Source organism: Microbacterium wangyouchuni (assembly GCF_051546305.1).
Taxonomy (GTDB): Bacteria; Actinomycetota; Actinomycetes; order Actinomycetales; family Microbacteriaceae; genus Microbacterium.
The window spans coordinates 118,491-132,335 of the sequence record NZ_JBPTMA010000001.1; the positions used below are offsets into that span (position 1 = coordinate 118,491).

Genomic DNA, 13,845 nt, shown 5'->3' on the forward strand with positions numbered 1-13,845 from the left:
CCGCGAATGCTAGTGCTCCTCGCTGTGTTCCTTCTCGGGGCTCTCATCCTTCCCGCGTTGGTGCGCTGGCTCGGAGCACGGGCTTTCGCCATTGCCGCTCTTATTCCCGCTGCGGCATTTGTCCAGGCACTGGTCATGACACCGCAGGTTCTGGCCGCAGATCCAACCCCGTTCGAGTCGGTCGAGTGGATCCCGCAGCTCGGGCTCAACCTCTCGATGCACATGGATGTGCTCGGCTGGGTGCTCACGCTGATCGTCACCGGCGTCGGGGCACTCGTGCTGCTGTACTGCCGCTGGTACTTCTTCGACGACACCGTCGATGTCGGTCAGTTCGCGGGAGTCCTGCTCGGCTTCGCGGGGGCGATGTACGGCCTGGTTCTTACTGATGACCTGGTGATCCTCGTGATGTTCTGGGAAGTCACCAGCATCCTCTCCTATCTGCTCATCGGTCACTATCGCCGCCGTGCAGCCAGCCGACGTGCGGCCCTGCAGGCGCTGCTGGTGACGACCCTCGGCGGCCTGGTGATGTTCGTCGGCGTCGTGCTGCTGGTCGTTGACACCGGCACGTCGAGCATCATCGAGATCCTCGAGCTCGCGCCAACCGGACCAATCATCAATGCCGCGATCGTGATGCTGCTGGTCGGTGCGCTGAGCAAGTCGGCGATCTTCCCGTTCCACTTCTGGCTTCCCGGCGCCATGGCTGCCCCGACCCCGGTCAGCGCCTATCTGCACGCCGCGGCGATGGTGAAAGCCGGCATCTACCTGATCGCCCGGTTCGCGCCGATCTTCGCGCTGTCTGACGCCTGGCGACCGATCGTCATATCGCTCGGCGTCTTCACGATGCTCATCGGCGGGGTGCAGGCGCTGCGTGAAACCGACCTCAAGCGCATTCTTGCCTTCGGCACGGTGAGCCAGCTCGGCTTCTTCACCGTCGTCGTCGGTTATGGCACGCAAGCGGCGGCACTGGCTGGACTGGCACTGGTCATCGGCCACGCCCTGTTCAAGTCGGCGTTGTTCCTCATCGTCGGTGTCATCGACCGTCAGCTGTCCACTCGAGACATCACCGAGCTCTCCGGCGTCGGCAGGCAGGCTCCGGTGATGACGACGGCCGCGTTCATCTCGGTCGCGTCGATGGCCGGCATCGCGCCGACGATCGGGTTCGTCGCCAAGGAATCGGCGCTGACCGCGTTGCTCGACGACGCGGTGGGCGGATCACCGTGGGGACTCGTCGCACTGATCGGCGTGATTCTGGGATCTATGCTCACTGCGGCATATGGCGCACGCTTCCTGTGGGGCGCGTTCTGGAAGAAGCGCGATGACCGTGGCGAGCGGATGCCGGACACCGTCTGGCCCGACCCGCCGGTGGGCTTCCTCTCGGCCCCCATCATCCTCGCCGGCCTCACGGTCGCCGCAGGCATCGGCGCTCCGGCCGTGGACGTCGCGCTGCACGGTTATGCGGTCACGGCGAGCCCGGGTCTGGATGCTGCCGGCCAGGCCGTCGAAGGCCCGGGGCATCTCGCCCTCTGGCACGGCTTCGAGCCGGCACTCGGTATCTCTGTTGCGTCGATACTGCTCGGTGTCGGGATCTTCCTGCTCACTCGCCGAACCGGCTGGGACCGCCGGCCCCGCGTGCTGAAGTTCACCGCTGCGGACGTGTATGCACTTGTCATGCGCGGCATCGACCGACTCTCGGTCATCACCACCAGTCTCACCCAGCGTGGCTCGCTGCCCGTGTACGTCGGCACGATCTTCGTGGTCTTCGTCGCGGCGGAAACCACTGCGCTGCTCGCCACCGACCTCGATCGGGTGAACCTCTCTGCGTGGCACACGCCGACGCAGCTTGCAGTCGCCCCGATCATGGCGATCGCCGCAGTGGTCGCTGTGCAGGCACGCAAGCGTTACACCGGAGTGGTGCTGGTCTCGGTGACCGGCCTCGGCATGGTCGCGCTGTTCGCGACCAGCGGGGCGCCCGACCTCGCCCTCACTCAGATTCTCGTCGAGACCGTCACCCTGGTCACGTTCGCCCTGGTGCTGCGTCGTCTGCCGTCGCGCATGGGGGAGCACAACGCCTCGGTCTCTCGCATCCCGCGCGCTGTGCTGGCGATCGGCGTCGGCGTCACGATGGCGTTCGTCGCTGTCGTGGCCACTCAAGCGCGCATCGCCCCGCCGATCTCGCTCAGCTTCCCCGAACTCGCATACGAGTTCGGACACGGTATGAACGTCGTCAACGTCGCACTCGTCGACCTCCGCGGCTGGGACACCATGGGCGAACTGTCGGTTCTCGTGCTGGCCGCGACGGGCGTGGCATCCCTCGTGTTCGTCACCCATCGCGCCGACATGCTCTCGCAGCGTCCGTCCCTGCCCCGTCGCGTCAAGCGGAAGGTGCGCATCGCGCCACTGGTGGAAACGACCGACGGCATCCGCTTCCAGACCGCCGAGAACCGCAGCAACCCGCGCGCCTGGCTCGTCGGGGGGCAGCAGATGAAGCCCGAGGATCGTTCGATTCTGCTCGAGGTGATCGTCCGCATTCTGTTCCACACCATCATCGTCGTTTCGATCTACCTGCTGTTCGCCGGCCACAACGGCCCGGGCGGCGGTTTCGCCGGTGGCCTGGTCGCCGGCATGGCCCTGGTGATGCGCTACATCGCCGGCGGACGGTGGGAATTGGGCGCGGCTGCACCCGCGGATGCCGGACGCCTGCTGGGTGCTGGATTGATCCTGGCCGTCGGCACCGCCATCATGCCGCTGTTCTTCGGACTCTCGCCGTTGACCAGCACGTTCTGGGAGTGGGAGATTCCGCTGATCGGACACATGGAGTTCGTCACCTCGACGATCTTCGACGTCGGCGTATACCTGGTCGTAATCGGTCTCGTGCTCGATGTGCTGCGCAGTCTCGGCGCTGAAGTCGATAAGCAGGCGCAGGAGATGCGCGTACGGGGGGTGAGTCGCTGATGGATGTCTCGCTCACTCTGATCCTCGTGATGGCCGTGCTGTTCGCAGCCGGCGTGTACGCCATGCTCGAGCGCAGCCTGACCCGCGTGTTGATCGGCTTCCTGCTGCTGGGCAACGCCACCAACCTGCTGCTGCTGATCGTGATGGGCGTCCCCGGAAACGCACCGTTCTACGGCGAGACCGATGTCACCGACCCGTTGCCGCAGGCGCTGACGCTGACGGCCATCGTGATCACCTTCGCCGTCTCGGCATTCCTGCTGGCGCTCATCTACCGTTCCTGGCAGCTGGGTCAGGCCGACACTGTTGAAGACGACGAGGCCGATATCGCCCTGCGCCAGCGCACGGATGAAGACGAAGACGTCATGGATGACGAAGACGACACCAGCGACGATGACGCCACCACCGACTTCGTGGACGTGCGCACCGCCCCCATCACCGTGCTGAACATGCGTGATCATCCCTCGATTCAGGATGACGCGCCGATAGACAGGCTCTACTCAGAGCCTTCGCGGCCGGACGCTTCGACAGACGCAACGACCGAGGGGGAGGAAGACCGCACATGACCGCGCTGGTTCCCCTTCTCGTCGCCCTGCCGCTGTTGGGTGCGGCGATCACCCTCGTCTTCGGTCGTAGCCCGCGACTGCAGGTGTTCGTCACTGTCGCCAGCCTCGTCGCGGTCGCGATCATCGCCGCCATGCTGCTGATCGCCGTCGACGGCGGAACACCGCTCGCGGTTTCGGTCGGCGGTTGGCCGGTGCCCTTCGGCATCGTGCTCTACGTGGACCGGCTGGCCGCGCTGCTCGTGCTGATCTCGAGCGTCGTGCTGCTCGCAGTGCTCTTCTTCTCGATCGGCCAGGGTGCCGCAGACGGGTCGGATGAGACGCCGATCTCGATCTTCAACCCCTCCTACCTCATCCTCGCTGCGGGTATCTTCAACGCCTTCATCGCCGGTGACCTGTTCAACCTCTACGTCGGGTTCGAAATCCTGCTGGTGGCGTCGTATGTGCTGATCACGCTCGGCGGCACCGAGTCGCGCATCCGCACGGGCGCGGTCTACATCGTCGTCTCATTGGTGTCATCGATCCTGTTTCTCGCCGCGATCGCCGCGATCTACGGGGCACTGGGCACGGTCAACATGGCGCAGATCGCCGAGCGCATGGGCGAGTTGCCGCAGGAGACGCAGCTGGTGCTGCACCTGATGCTGCTGGTCGCCTTCGGCATCAAGGCCGCGATCTTCCCGGTGTCGTTCTGGCTGCCAGACTCCTATCCGACCGCGCCTGCACCGGTCACGGCCGTCTTCGCCGGGCTGCTCACCAAGGTCGGTGTCTACGCACTGATCCGTACCGAGACGCAACTGTTCGCCGAAAACAGCATCAATACGCTCCTGCTGATCGTCGCGATGGCGACAATGGTGATCGGCGTGCTCGGTGCGGTGGCGCAGGCGGAACTCAAACGAATTCTCTCGTTCACGCTGGTCAGTCACGTGGGCTACATGATCTTCGGCCTGGCGATCGCCACCCCCGCCGCGATCGGCGCGACGGTGTACTACATCGTGCACCATATCGTCGTGCAGACGACCCTGTTCCTGGCGGTCGGGCTCATTGAACGAAGAGCGGGCAGCACATCGATTCTGCGTGTGAACGGACTGCTGAAGATTGCGCCGCTGCTGGCGGTGCTGTACTTCATCCCCGCAATCAACCTGGGCGGGTTGCCGCCGTTCTCCGGTTTCATCGGAAAGTTCGCGCTGTTCGATGCCGCGGCGTCCGTGGGCACACCACTGATGATGGTGCTGATCTTCAGCGGCATCATCACCTCGCTGCTCACCCTCTACGCTCTGATGCGCGCGTGGAATCTCGCCTTCTGGCGCGAAGAAGCGGACTCGACCGAGACCGATGCTGACCGCCGCATCTCCTACCTCGACAACGCACCCGCAGCCGACGAGCAGCAGGAACGCCGCCACATCCCGCGGATCATGACCGTTGCCACCGCGGGAATGGTCGGCGTCACCCTGATGCTGACCATCTTCGCCGGGCCCCTCTATGCGCTGTGCGATCGCATCGGCGCCTCGCTGCTGCAGCCGGTGAACCTCATTCAGCTCGAACAGGAGGTCGAGTCGTGAGCCCGCAGACACCGCGCAGCCTCGCGCGCGACCTGTGGGCGCAGCTGCCGTTCCTGGCGTGGCTCATCCTGTTGTGGATGCTGTTGTGGAGCCAGTTCACGGTACTGTCCTTCCTCACCGGATTCATCGTCGCGGTCTTCGTCACCCGCGTCTTTCGCCTCCCGACCATCGAACTGTCCGGACGCATCAACCTCTGGTACGCGTCCCTGTTCGTCGTGCAGTTCCTGTGGGCCGTGGTTGCCGGCGCCGTCTCGGTCACGGTTCAGGTGTTCGATTTCCGACGCCAACCGGGTGTGGCGATCATCGCGGTGCCGCTGAAGTATGCGGATGACCTGATCATGACGCACGTCTCGGTCACCTCGTCGCTCATCCCCGGATCCCTCGTGGTCGAAACCGATCGGCATCGCCGCATCCTCTATCTGCACATCATCGGGGTGCGCAACCTGGCTGAAGCGCACGCCACGCGCGACGGCATCCTGCAGTGGGAGAAGCGGATCGTGCGTGCGCTGGGCAGTCCGGCGCAGTATCGTGCGCTGAAAGAGGACGAACGCACCGGAGGTGGACGATGAGCATCCTGATGATATTGATCCTCGTCGTGTTCGGCCTTGCCGCAATCCTGACGGTGGTTCGGATCATCCGTGGCCCGTCGATTCTTGACCGTGCCGTGGCATCCGATGTGCTGCTGACCGAGGTGATGTGCGTATTGGGCGCCGAGATGGCGATCAATGGGCACACCCGCAGCATCCCGGTGATGCTGATCATCGCCGCGGTCGGCGTTTTCGGATCGATCTCCGTTGCCCGCTATGTCGCGCGAAGGGACAACACGACGACATGAACGTGCTCGGTTTTGTGATTCCGGATGCCGTCATTGATGTGGCGGTGCTCGTGCTCATCCTGCTCGGAGCGCTGCTGTGCCTGTCTGCCGCGGTCGGGCTGCTGCACTTCCGCGACGTGCCCTCTCGGCTGCATGCGGCCACCAAGCCCCAGGTGCTCGGGGTCATCTTGATCTGCCTGGCCGTCGCCGTGTCGCAGCGCTCGATCGGCGGCATTCTGCTGGGAATCGCTCTTGTCGCGCCGATCGTGCTGATGCAGTTCGCCACGGCGCCGCTTTCGGCGCACATTGTCGGACGCCAGGCATATCGCAACGGCACCGCCGAGGAACGCCGCCTGGTCGTGGACGAACTGGCCGAATCGAAGCAGACGCCGCCCGCCGCGGGGTAGTTGGCGGGCTGGTGTGGGTGTGCCGGTGCGTCGCTGCGCCCCTTTTCCCGCGCACAACTCCTGAGAAACATGGCCTCAGTGCCCTGAAACGCACGGTTTCGCGCGCACAGCGGTGATTCTTCAGGAGTTATGCGCGCGGCGACTCCTTCTGCACAATCGGCCGATGGCCGAAGTGGCACCGAAAGCCTGTGGATAACCCGCCCGCGCGGCGCGCCGCACGCCATCGTGTCGTTATGAAGACGGTGAGACAGAAGTACTTCGAGGCATATCGGCCGGTCATCTCCACGCGCGCGGAACTTCACGCGGCGGGGATGACCGGCAATGACATCACAGCAGCAGTCCGTTACAAGCACCTGCTGCGCCTGCGGCGCAACCACTACGCCCGGCCAGATCTCTCTGCCGACGTGGCCGAGGCCGTGCGCATCGGCGGTCGGATCTCGTGCCTCTCGCTGCTGCAGATGATCGGCATCTTCGTGCTGGAAGTGTCCGGACTGCACGTCCATGTGCCGCCGCTGATGTCGCGCATCCGCACGAAGAAGAGTAAATCGACGCGATTGCACTGGGGGCGCTGGTCTGAGGACGCCTGTCAGAAACACGTGGTTCCGTTCCACGACGCTGTGCGACAGGCGATCCGCTGCCAGACGCCCCGCGCAGCACTGGCAACGCTCGACAGCATCGTTCATCACGGGCTGATGACGTACGAGCAGCTCGTCGAGCTCTTCGCCGACTTGCCCGATCGGTTCAGGGCGCTTCTTCCGCTCGTGGATGCCTCCGCGGCCTCCGGCCCCGAAACCTTCATGCGGCTCATACTGCGCTCCCTGGGAGTGACTTACGAAACTCAGGTTCTGTTACCGGGTGTGGGCTACGTCGACTTCATCGTGGACGGCTGGCTCATCATCGAGTGCGACAGCAAGGAGTTCCACGAGGGCTGGGAGAAGCAGGTCGAGGATCGAGACAGAGACATCGCCGCTGCCCAGCTCGGCGATGTCACCGTTCGGCCCCTCGCCGGCGACGTTCTCTGGCACTCCACGAACGTGCGCCGACAGTTGGCGGACATCATCGCTGCGCTCGGGCCGAAGTTCATCAATCCGCGTCGCGCATAACTCCTGAGAAGTACCGGCATCTGGCCCGAAAAACAGCCGCCACGCCCGAGCATCCACCGTTTCTCAGGAGTTGTGCACGGGATCGGCGGCCATGCGAGGATGGCATGTGCATTCAGCAGGAAGCCCCCTCGTCCGCCTCGGCGCATGGGTGCGTACGAGCCTGGAAGATCCCGTGCTCCGCGCCCTCGTCACAGCAACCGCGGTCTCGCGGATCGGGCGCGGGGTGTTCTTCGCCATCACCGTGTTGTTCTTCACGCAGATCATTGGACTCAGCGGCACAGAGGCCGCCATCGTGCTCGCGGTTGCAAGCGCCTGCGGTGTTCTCGCCTCGCTGCTCGGCGGGTGGTTGGCCGACCGGTGGAGCGCCCGGCGACTGACGTTCGCGTTTGAACTTCTCGGCGCGATCTTCTTGATCGGCTACGCCTTCGTCGGCGATTTCGTCAGTGCGCTCGTCATCGCGTGTGTCGGCAACTTCTTCGACACGCTCGGTCACTCTTCGCGTTCGGCGATCATTGCGCGCGGCTTCTCACCGGACAAGCGCGTGAACGCCAGGGCGGTGCTGCGCACGATCACCAACCTTTCCATCGCCCTCGGTGCCGGTATAGCGGCCATCGCTCTCGCAATCGGCACGGCCGTGGCGTATCGGAGCGTTATCGTCGCCGCCGGCGTTCTCGGAGTGCTCGGGGCAATGGCGCTGCTTCGCCTGCCTGCGCACGTGGACGCACCTGCGCGCGGCGCCGTCGAGCCGGTGCACACCGAGACCGGCTCAATCGACACGGCAGCGTCGGAGCAGAGCGCACGTGAATCGCGTCACGACTGGAACCGGCGTTCGCCCTGGCGCGACCGGCGCTATCTCCTGCTCACCTTGCTCTCAGCGATGTTCGGGATGCAGTTCGGGGTGGCGGAAGTGGGGATGCCGCTGTGGATCACGACGGCAACCAATGCCCCCGAGGTGACCGTGGCCATCCTCCTGATCGTGAACACCACGCTGGTGGTGATCTTCCAGGTGCCGATGTCTCGCGGCACGCACGACATCCGTACCGCGGGGCGCGTCACCATGATCGCCGGGTGGCTGATGGCGGCTGCGTGTATCGTCTACGCACTGTCGGCCGGTCTTCCCGCCTGGTTCGCGATCGTGGTGCTCATCATCGCCGCGGTCACGCACACGTTCGCCGAAGTGCTATCCCAGGCCGGTGCATGGGGGCTCAGCTTCGAGCTGGCAGATTCGAAGCGAGCGGGCGCTTACCAGGGCGTCTTCGGTATGGGTTTCTCCCTCTCGGCCCTGGCCTCGCCGATCCTGGTCAATGCAACGGCAATCGAGCTCGGAATCGTCGGATGGATCATTCTCGCGGTGATCTTCCTGGGCGCGGCGCTCGGAATTGCCGCGATCGCACGCCGCGCAGCGGCACCCGGCGTGCATAACTCCTGAGAAACAGGCCAGGTTGGGGTCGCTGGGCCCCTGCACCACGAATCTCGGTAATTCTTCAGGAGTTGTGCGCGGACACCCAGCCGCAGCCGCAGCCCCAGCCCCAGCCCCAGCACCCCCACCCCACCTCAGAGCGAGCGGGCAAACTCCGTGATGATCTCGGCGGCGAGTTCGGCGTCGCTGATGAGCGTGCCGTGGCCGTGGTCGGGGATCTCCCGCAGCTCCGCCCGTCCGGGCACGAGCCGGGTGATCTCGGTGCACCACGACACCGGAGCCAGCGGGTCATGCGCGCCGCGCACCACCAGCACCGGGCACTTCACTTTCGCGTACGCCTTCTCCGGCTCGTGCACCACCGTCGCGCGGATCTTCCTGACCAGGTGCGGCCCGCCGCGCAGGTACTCGCGTGCTCCGCGCCACAGCACGATGGGTCGCTCGCCGATAAGGTCTCGCAGCAGGTACGTCGCCTGCTCCCACACGCTGCGTGCCGCGCTGTTCACCGTCGGCCCGGCCAGTACCAGCCCGTCGAGGAGGTCGGGATGCCGCGCTGCCAGTTCGGCCCCGATCTGACTGCCCATCGAATGGCCGATGACGACGGCATCCGAAACTCCGGCACTGCGCAGATAAGCCGCGATCAGATCGGCATGGCGCGCCATAGTCAGCGTCCGTGACGGCTCCGGGGCCTCCCCGAAGCCCGGCAGGTCGAGCGCGATGATGCGTCCGGGCAGGCGCTCGATGAAGTCGAGGTAGACGCTGCGCCCCATGCCGATGCCGTGGATGAGCACATACGGTCGCGCACCGGTGCCGAAGTCTTCGGCGATGAGTGTTGCTCCGCCATGGTCGAACTCGACGACCGATGCAGCGATACCTTCAGGGGCGAGGAGACGTTCTGGCACGTCTTGACCCTAACGCCTCAGAGCACCGCGGATAGGAAGTCCCTGGTGCGCTGCTCCTGCGGGTCGCTGAACATCTGCTCGGGCGCGCCCTCTTCGACGATTCGTCCACTGTCGAACATCAGCACCCTGTTGGACACATCGCGCGCGAACTGCATCTCGTGCGTCACGATCAGCATGGTCACATCGGTGTCGCGGGCGACATCACGCAGGATGTTCAGCACCTCCCCGACCACTTCGGGGTCGAGGGCACTGGTGACCTCGTCGAGCAGCAGAATCTCCGGTTCCATCGCCAGCGCGCGCGCAATGGCGACGCGCTGCTGCTGCCCGCCGGACAGCTGCGTGGGATGCGCGTTCTCCTTGTCGGGCAGCCCGACCTTCTCCAGCAGCGCGCGTCCGCGTTTGATGGCCTCCCGCTTGGAGAGTCCGAGCACGTGCACGGGTGCCTCGATGATGTTCTCGATCACGGTCATGTTCGGGAACAGGTTGAACTGCTGGAAGACCATGCCGATGCGCTTGCGCATCTCGTTTTTGTGCTTTTCCTTCAGTTCGACGCGCTTGCCGTCCTTCTCGTAGTGCGTGAGAGGGCTGCCGTCGATGAGGACGTAACCCGCGTTCGCCTCCTCCAGCGTCATCACCAGGCGCAGGATGGTCGTCTTACCCGAACCACTCGGTCCGATCAGGGTCACCCGATCCCCGCGGCGCACGGTGAAGTCCAGGTCGTGCAGCACGACGTGGTCGCCGAATCGCTTCTCCACCCTGTTGAACTGGATCGCCGGCACATCGCCGTCGTCCAGTGTGATCGCGCCGGTGTGGGCGTCAAGCGGTGGTGTATTCAAGACGTTTCTCCAATCGCCTGGCGAGCACCGAGCTCAGAAGGCTCGCCACCAGGTAGATGAGTCCGGCGAGGATGATCGCCTCGGCGTAGCGGAAGTTCTGGCCGCCGTACAGCTGTGCCTGGCGGACGAGTTCGGTCACGGTGATGACCATCAGGAACGGGGTGTCCTTGAACATCGAGATCACGTAGTTGCTGAGCGCCGGCAGAGTCGCGCGCAGCGCCTGCGGAATGATCACAGCCATCCAGGTGCGACCGGGCGACATCGACAATGCTGTGGTCGCCTCCCACTGGCCCGGCGGCACCGCGTCGATGCCGGCTCGGTAGACCTCGGCCATATAGGTGGCGTAGTGGATGCCGATAATGATTGTTCCGAGTACGAGCGGAGGCACGCTCGTGAACACGTAATAGGCGAACAGCAGCTGCACGACGAGCGGCGTCATGCGGATGAAGTTCATCAGCAGGGTGATCACGGCAGCCACCGGTCGCGGCGCGGTGCGGCGACCGAGTGCGATGATCAGGCCGAGCATGGCGGCAATGATGCTGCCGATGATCGTCACGACCAGCGTGACGGTGAAGAATTTGAGCAGTAGCTCGGGGAGCACCGCAGACGCGTGCTCCCAGCTCCAGAAATCGTTCATCCGAACTGGCCCGCCCCCTTGGCATCCGGGATCGGCGTCTTCATGATCGCATCCGACCACTTGCCGCCGTATCCGAGGCGATGTTTCGCGCGCGTCTCCAGTGCATTCATGGCGAGCGTGAGCACGTAGGCGATTGCGAAGTACACGAGAAGACCGAGCGTGTAGGCGAAGAAGACGTCAGTCTGTACGCGGAGTCGATTCAGCTCGGCGGTGAAATCGACGATCGTGATCAAGTACACGACGGCGGTTCCCTTCAGCAGCTGGATCAGCAGGTTGTTCAGTGAGGGAAGCATCAGCGCCCACGCCTGGGGGAAGATCACGCGCCACATCCGGTGGGTGCGCGACAAGCTCAATGCCGTCGTCGCCTCCCACTGGCCGGCAGGGACGGAGTTGATCGATCCGCGCACGACCTCGGCACCGTAGGCGCCGTAGTTCAAACCCAGGGCCAGGATGCCAGTGAAGACAGCGGGCAGCTCAAGGTTGAACGGGGGGAGAGGCAGCACGAAGAAGAAGAAGAACAGCTGCACCAGCAACGAGGTTCCGCGGAACAGCTCGATGACGGTGCGGGCGATGCCCCGCAGGAAGATGTTCTCGAACCGTGCCAGCAGGCCGAAGCCAATGGCGACGATGATGGCCAGGAGGGCACCGCCCGCAGTCAGCTGCAGGGTGATGATGACCCCATCAACGAGATAGGGCAGCGCCCTCCAGAGCGCTTCGAAGTTCTCAGTCACGTCAGTGGATGCTGGCGCCTCAGCCGAGTTCGCCCGAGCACAGCTGCTCGGTGGTCAGGTCAGCCGGGGGCAGGTTCTCGGCGGTGAATCCGAAGGGCTCGACCAGGTCAAGGTAGGTCGCCTCGTCGGCGGTGATCTTCGCGAGCTCCGCGTTGTATGCCTCGAGCAGCTCGGTGTCCTCCTGGCGGAACACGGTGGCACCGGCACCGATCTGCTCGACGCCGTCGATCTCCTGCACGAATGCGCCGGTGGTCTCGACGTCATCCATGTCTTCGGTCATCCAGTTCATCGACACGGCGGTCAGAGCGAAAGCATCCGCACGTCCCGACTGCACGATCTCGATACCGGCAGTCGCGCTGTCGACCGTCACGGTGCCTGCGATGCCGAGGTCCGCGGCGTAGCCCTCTTCGATCGCGCCGGACTGCACGGCGAGCGTGACGTCGCCGGCTGCGGCGATCGAGTCGAGGTCGCTCAGGCCCTTCGGATTGCCAGCGGGCACGACGAGCGTGGTCGTGTACATGATCTCGGGATCGCTGAACGCGGCCTCGGCGCAGCGGTCGGGGAGGATCGACATACCGGCGCTGACGACATCCCAGCGGCCCGCGGCGAGACCGGGGATGAGCGAGTTCCAGTCGACCTCTTCGATCTTGATGTCGTCGATGCCGAGGTTTCCGAAGATCTCCTTGTGCATCGCGATGGTGGCGCCGGTCGGCTCGCCATCCTCGACCCACGAGTAGGGCTGCTCGGACGCGATCGCGAGGGTGATCGTGCCCTCTTCCTGCGCCTTCTCAAGCGTGGTCATGGTTTCGCTGCCACCGCCGTCGCCGGAAGTTCCGCCGCCATCCGAGGCGCATCCGGCCAGAAGGCCGACGGTCAGGGTTCCGATGGCAGCTGTGGCGATGCCGAGTCGCGTCATTCGCTTGGTCATGATTTCCTCGCGTTCCGTATGAAATGTCGTAGGTCGGCGGGCTGCATAGCCGCCGTAACCGTGCCCCAGACTATGGAATCTGTCGAGCGATGTACAGTCAGAACCGCAGATTGTCTACAGATATACAAAACCGTGATCTTGCGGCAGACTGGAAAACCTTGCGTCGGCTTCGTTTCTGGGCGCTGAGGATCGACAATGAGATGTTCGCGGTTTGCGCGACGGCTGGAAGGGATGCACATGGCCTCACACACCCCTCGCGCGGTATCGCCGATCTCCATGGTCCGGGTGGCTCGTCCATCGACCGTCGACCTCATCACCGCAGAGTTGCGCAAGGCCATATTCACGGGCGCTCTGCCGGTGGGCAGCCCGATCGGCGAGGTCGAGATGTCATCGCAGCTCGGCGTCAGCCGCAGCCCCCTGCGGGAGTCGACACAGCGCCTGGTGCAGGAGGGATTGCTGACAGCATCCCCCGGGCGCGGCATGCGGGTCAGCGTTATCGGGCCCGAGCACGTCGCCGACGTCTATGACGCGCGTCTGGCGATCGAAGCGCAGGCGGCGCGGCTCATCATCCGATCGAAGTCAGCCTCGGCTGTGGATGCCCTGGAGAAGGCCTATGCGGACCTCGTCGAGATCAGCGAGGGTACGGATGCTCGCGCTATCGGCGACGCTGACATCGAGTTTCACCGGTTGCTCGTCGACTCGGCCGGGAGCAGGCGGCTGTCGCACTACATGGCGACTCTCGCAATCGAGACACGCATCGCCAGCCTGAGCGATCCGAACGGGTACACCGTCCGTCGGTCGGTTTCGGCCACGTACCGGGAACTGCTCGATGCGCTCGCCGCAGGCGATGCGGCAGCCGCCTTCGCTGCGCTGGAGCGTCAGTTCACCGAAGCGGTCAAGCGTCTCACCGGAAAAGACGACGACGTCGACACCGTCGAGACCCCGGCCGATGAGGAGCCACCCGCTTTCGGGCCGATCGAGTTCGTCGAAGAGGTCTGA

At 64.7% G+C, this 13,845-nt stretch carries 14 protein-coding genes; 9 read left to right on the forward strand and 5 right to left on the reverse strand.

Going from position 1 to position 13,845, the window contains the following annotated elements; all coding sequences use genetic code 11:
• Positions 1–6 precede the first annotated feature (6 nt).
• The 8 genes from ACSS7Z_RS00620 to ACSS7Z_RS00655 all read left to right on the forward strand — a co-directional run bounded on the left by ACSS7Z_RS00620 (position 7) and on the right by ACSS7Z_RS00655 (position 8,824).
• Positions 7–2,952, forward strand: coding sequence for a Na+/H+ antiporter subunit A (locus ACSS7Z_RS00620; protein ID WP_438252478.1), 2,946 nt, complete (start codon positions 7–9; stop codon positions 2,950–2,952).
• Positions 2,952–3,515, forward strand: coding sequence for a Na(+)/H(+) antiporter subunit C (locus ACSS7Z_RS00625; RefSeq protein WP_438252480.1), 564 nt, complete (start codon positions 2,952–2,954; stop codon positions 3,513–3,515). Before ACSS7Z_RS00620 ends, ACSS7Z_RS00625 begins: the two co-directional genes overlap by 1 nt.
• Positions 3,512–5,071, forward strand: coding sequence for a Na+/H+ antiporter subunit D (locus ACSS7Z_RS00630; RefSeq protein ID WP_438252481.1), 1,560 nt, complete (start codon positions 3,512–3,514; stop codon positions 5,069–5,071). Before ACSS7Z_RS00625 ends, ACSS7Z_RS00630 begins: the two co-directional genes overlap by 4 nt.
• Positions 5,068–5,640 (forward strand): Na+/H+ antiporter subunit E, encoded by a 573-nt coding sequence (locus tag ACSS7Z_RS00635; RefSeq protein ID WP_438252482.1) that lies wholly within the window; start codon positions 5,068–5,070, stop codon positions 5,638–5,640. Before ACSS7Z_RS00630 ends, ACSS7Z_RS00635 begins: the two co-directional genes overlap by 4 nt.
• Positions 5,637–5,906, forward strand: a complete 270-nt coding sequence (locus tag ACSS7Z_RS00640; protein WP_438252483.1) for an MrpF/PhaF family protein — start codon at positions 5,637–5,639, stop codon at positions 5,904–5,906. Before ACSS7Z_RS00635 ends, ACSS7Z_RS00640 begins: the two co-directional genes overlap by 4 nt.
• Positions 5,903–6,292 (forward strand): monovalent cation/H(+) antiporter subunit G, encoded by a 390-nt coding sequence (mnhG, locus tag ACSS7Z_RS00645; RefSeq protein WP_438252484.1) that lies wholly within the window; start codon positions 5,903–5,905, stop codon positions 6,290–6,292. Before ACSS7Z_RS00640 ends, mnhG begins: the two co-directional genes overlap by 4 nt.
• Positions 6,293–6,525: 233 nt before the next feature.
• Positions 6,526–7,395 (forward strand): putative endonuclease domain-containing protein, encoded by an 870-nt coding sequence (locus tag ACSS7Z_RS00650; protein WP_438252485.1) that lies wholly within the window; start codon positions 6,526–6,528, stop codon positions 7,393–7,395.
• A gap of 106 nt (positions 7,396–7,501) precedes the next feature.
• Positions 7,502–8,824: an MFS transporter gene (locus tag ACSS7Z_RS00655; protein WP_438252486.1), complete on the forward strand. Its 1,323-nt coding sequence runs from the start codon at positions 7,502–7,504 to the stop codon at positions 8,822–8,824.
• Between the two features lie 125 nt (positions 8,825–8,949).
• On the opposite strand, the gene ACSS7Z_RS00660 is transcribed toward ACSS7Z_RS00655, so the two are convergent.
• The 5 genes from ACSS7Z_RS00660 to ACSS7Z_RS00680 are packed head-to-tail and all read right to left on the reverse strand — an operon-like array spanning position 8,950 to position 12,846.
• Complete coding sequence (locus ACSS7Z_RS00660) at positions 8,950–9,714, reverse strand: alpha/beta fold hydrolase (RefSeq protein ID WP_438252488.1); 765 nt, start codon at positions 9,712–9,714, stop codon at positions 8,950–8,952.
• A 17-nt stretch (positions 9,715–9,731) separates the two neighbouring features.
• Positions 9,732–10,514 (reverse strand): ectoine/hydroxyectoine ABC transporter ATP-binding protein EhuA, encoded by a 783-nt coding sequence (ehuA, locus tag ACSS7Z_RS00665; protein ID WP_438253054.1) that lies wholly within the window; start codon positions 10,512–10,514, stop codon positions 9,732–9,734.
• A 16-nt stretch (positions 10,515–10,530) separates the two neighbouring features.
• Positions 10,531–11,187, reverse strand: a complete 657-nt coding sequence (ehuD, locus tag ACSS7Z_RS00670; protein WP_438252489.1) for an ectoine/hydroxyectoine ABC transporter permease subunit EhuD — start codon at positions 11,185–11,187, stop codon at positions 10,531–10,533.
• Positions 11,184–11,918 carry an ectoine/hydroxyectoine ABC transporter permease subunit EhuC gene (ehuC, locus tag ACSS7Z_RS00675; RefSeq protein ID WP_438252490.1) on the reverse strand — a complete coding sequence of 245 codons (735 nt, stop codon included), beginning with the start codon at positions 11,916–11,918 and terminating at the stop codon, positions 11,184–11,186. The genes ehuD and ehuC overlap by 4 nt, the downstream gene beginning before the upstream one ends.
• Positions 11,919–11,937: 19 nt before the next feature.
• The gene (locus ACSS7Z_RS00680; RefSeq protein ID WP_438252491.1) at positions 11,938–12,846 is read right to left on the reverse strand and encodes a transporter substrate-binding domain-containing protein; all 909 of its coding nucleotides are present in this window, start codon (positions 12,844–12,846) and stop codon (positions 11,938–11,940) included.
• A 237-nt stretch (positions 12,847–13,083) separates the two neighbouring features.
• Between ACSS7Z_RS00680 and ACSS7Z_RS00685 the strand changes: the two genes are divergently transcribed.
• Positions 13,084–13,845: a GntR family transcriptional regulator gene (locus ACSS7Z_RS00685; protein WP_438252492.1), complete on the forward strand. Its 762-nt coding sequence runs from the start codon at positions 13,084–13,086 to the stop codon at positions 13,843–13,845.

What these genes read in the sequence shown, in the direction of transcription:
- ACSS7Z_RS00620 (WP_438252478.1), top strand. Translation starts at nt 7, where the DNA reads ATGCTAGTGCTCCTCGCTGTGTTCCTTCTCGGGGCTCTCATCCTTCCC.
- ACSS7Z_RS00625 (WP_438252480.1), top strand. Translation starts at nt 2,952, where the DNA reads ATGGATGTCTCGCTCACTCTGATCCTCGTGATGGCCGTGCTGTTCGCA.
- ACSS7Z_RS00630 (WP_438252481.1), top strand. Translation starts at nt 3,512, where the DNA reads ATGACCGCGCTGGTTCCCCTTCTCGTCGCCCTGCCGCTGTTGGGTGCG.
- ACSS7Z_RS00640 (WP_438252483.1), top strand. Translation starts at nt 5,637, where the DNA reads ATGAGCATCCTGATGATATTGATCCTCGTCGTGTTCGGCCTTGCCGCA.
- mnhG (WP_438252484.1), top strand. Translation starts at nt 5,903, where the DNA reads ATGAACGTGCTCGGTTTTGTGATTCCGGATGCCGTCATTGATGTGGCG.
- ACSS7Z_RS00650 (WP_438252485.1), top strand. Translation starts at nt 6,526, where the DNA reads ATGAAGACGGTGAGACAGAAGTACTTCGAGGCATATCGGCCGGTCATC.
- ehuD (WP_438252489.1), bottom strand. Translation starts at nt 11,187, where the DNA reads ATGAACGATTTCTGGAGCTGGGAGCACGCGTCTGCGGTGCTCCCCGAG.
- ACSS7Z_RS00680 (WP_438252491.1), bottom strand. Translation starts at nt 12,846, where the DNA reads ATGACCAAGCGAATGACGCGACTCGGCATCGCCACAGCTGCCATCGGA.
- ACSS7Z_RS00685 (WP_438252492.1), top strand. Translation starts at nt 13,084, where the DNA reads ATGGCCTCACACACCCCTCGCGCGGTATCGCCGATCTCCATGGTCCGG.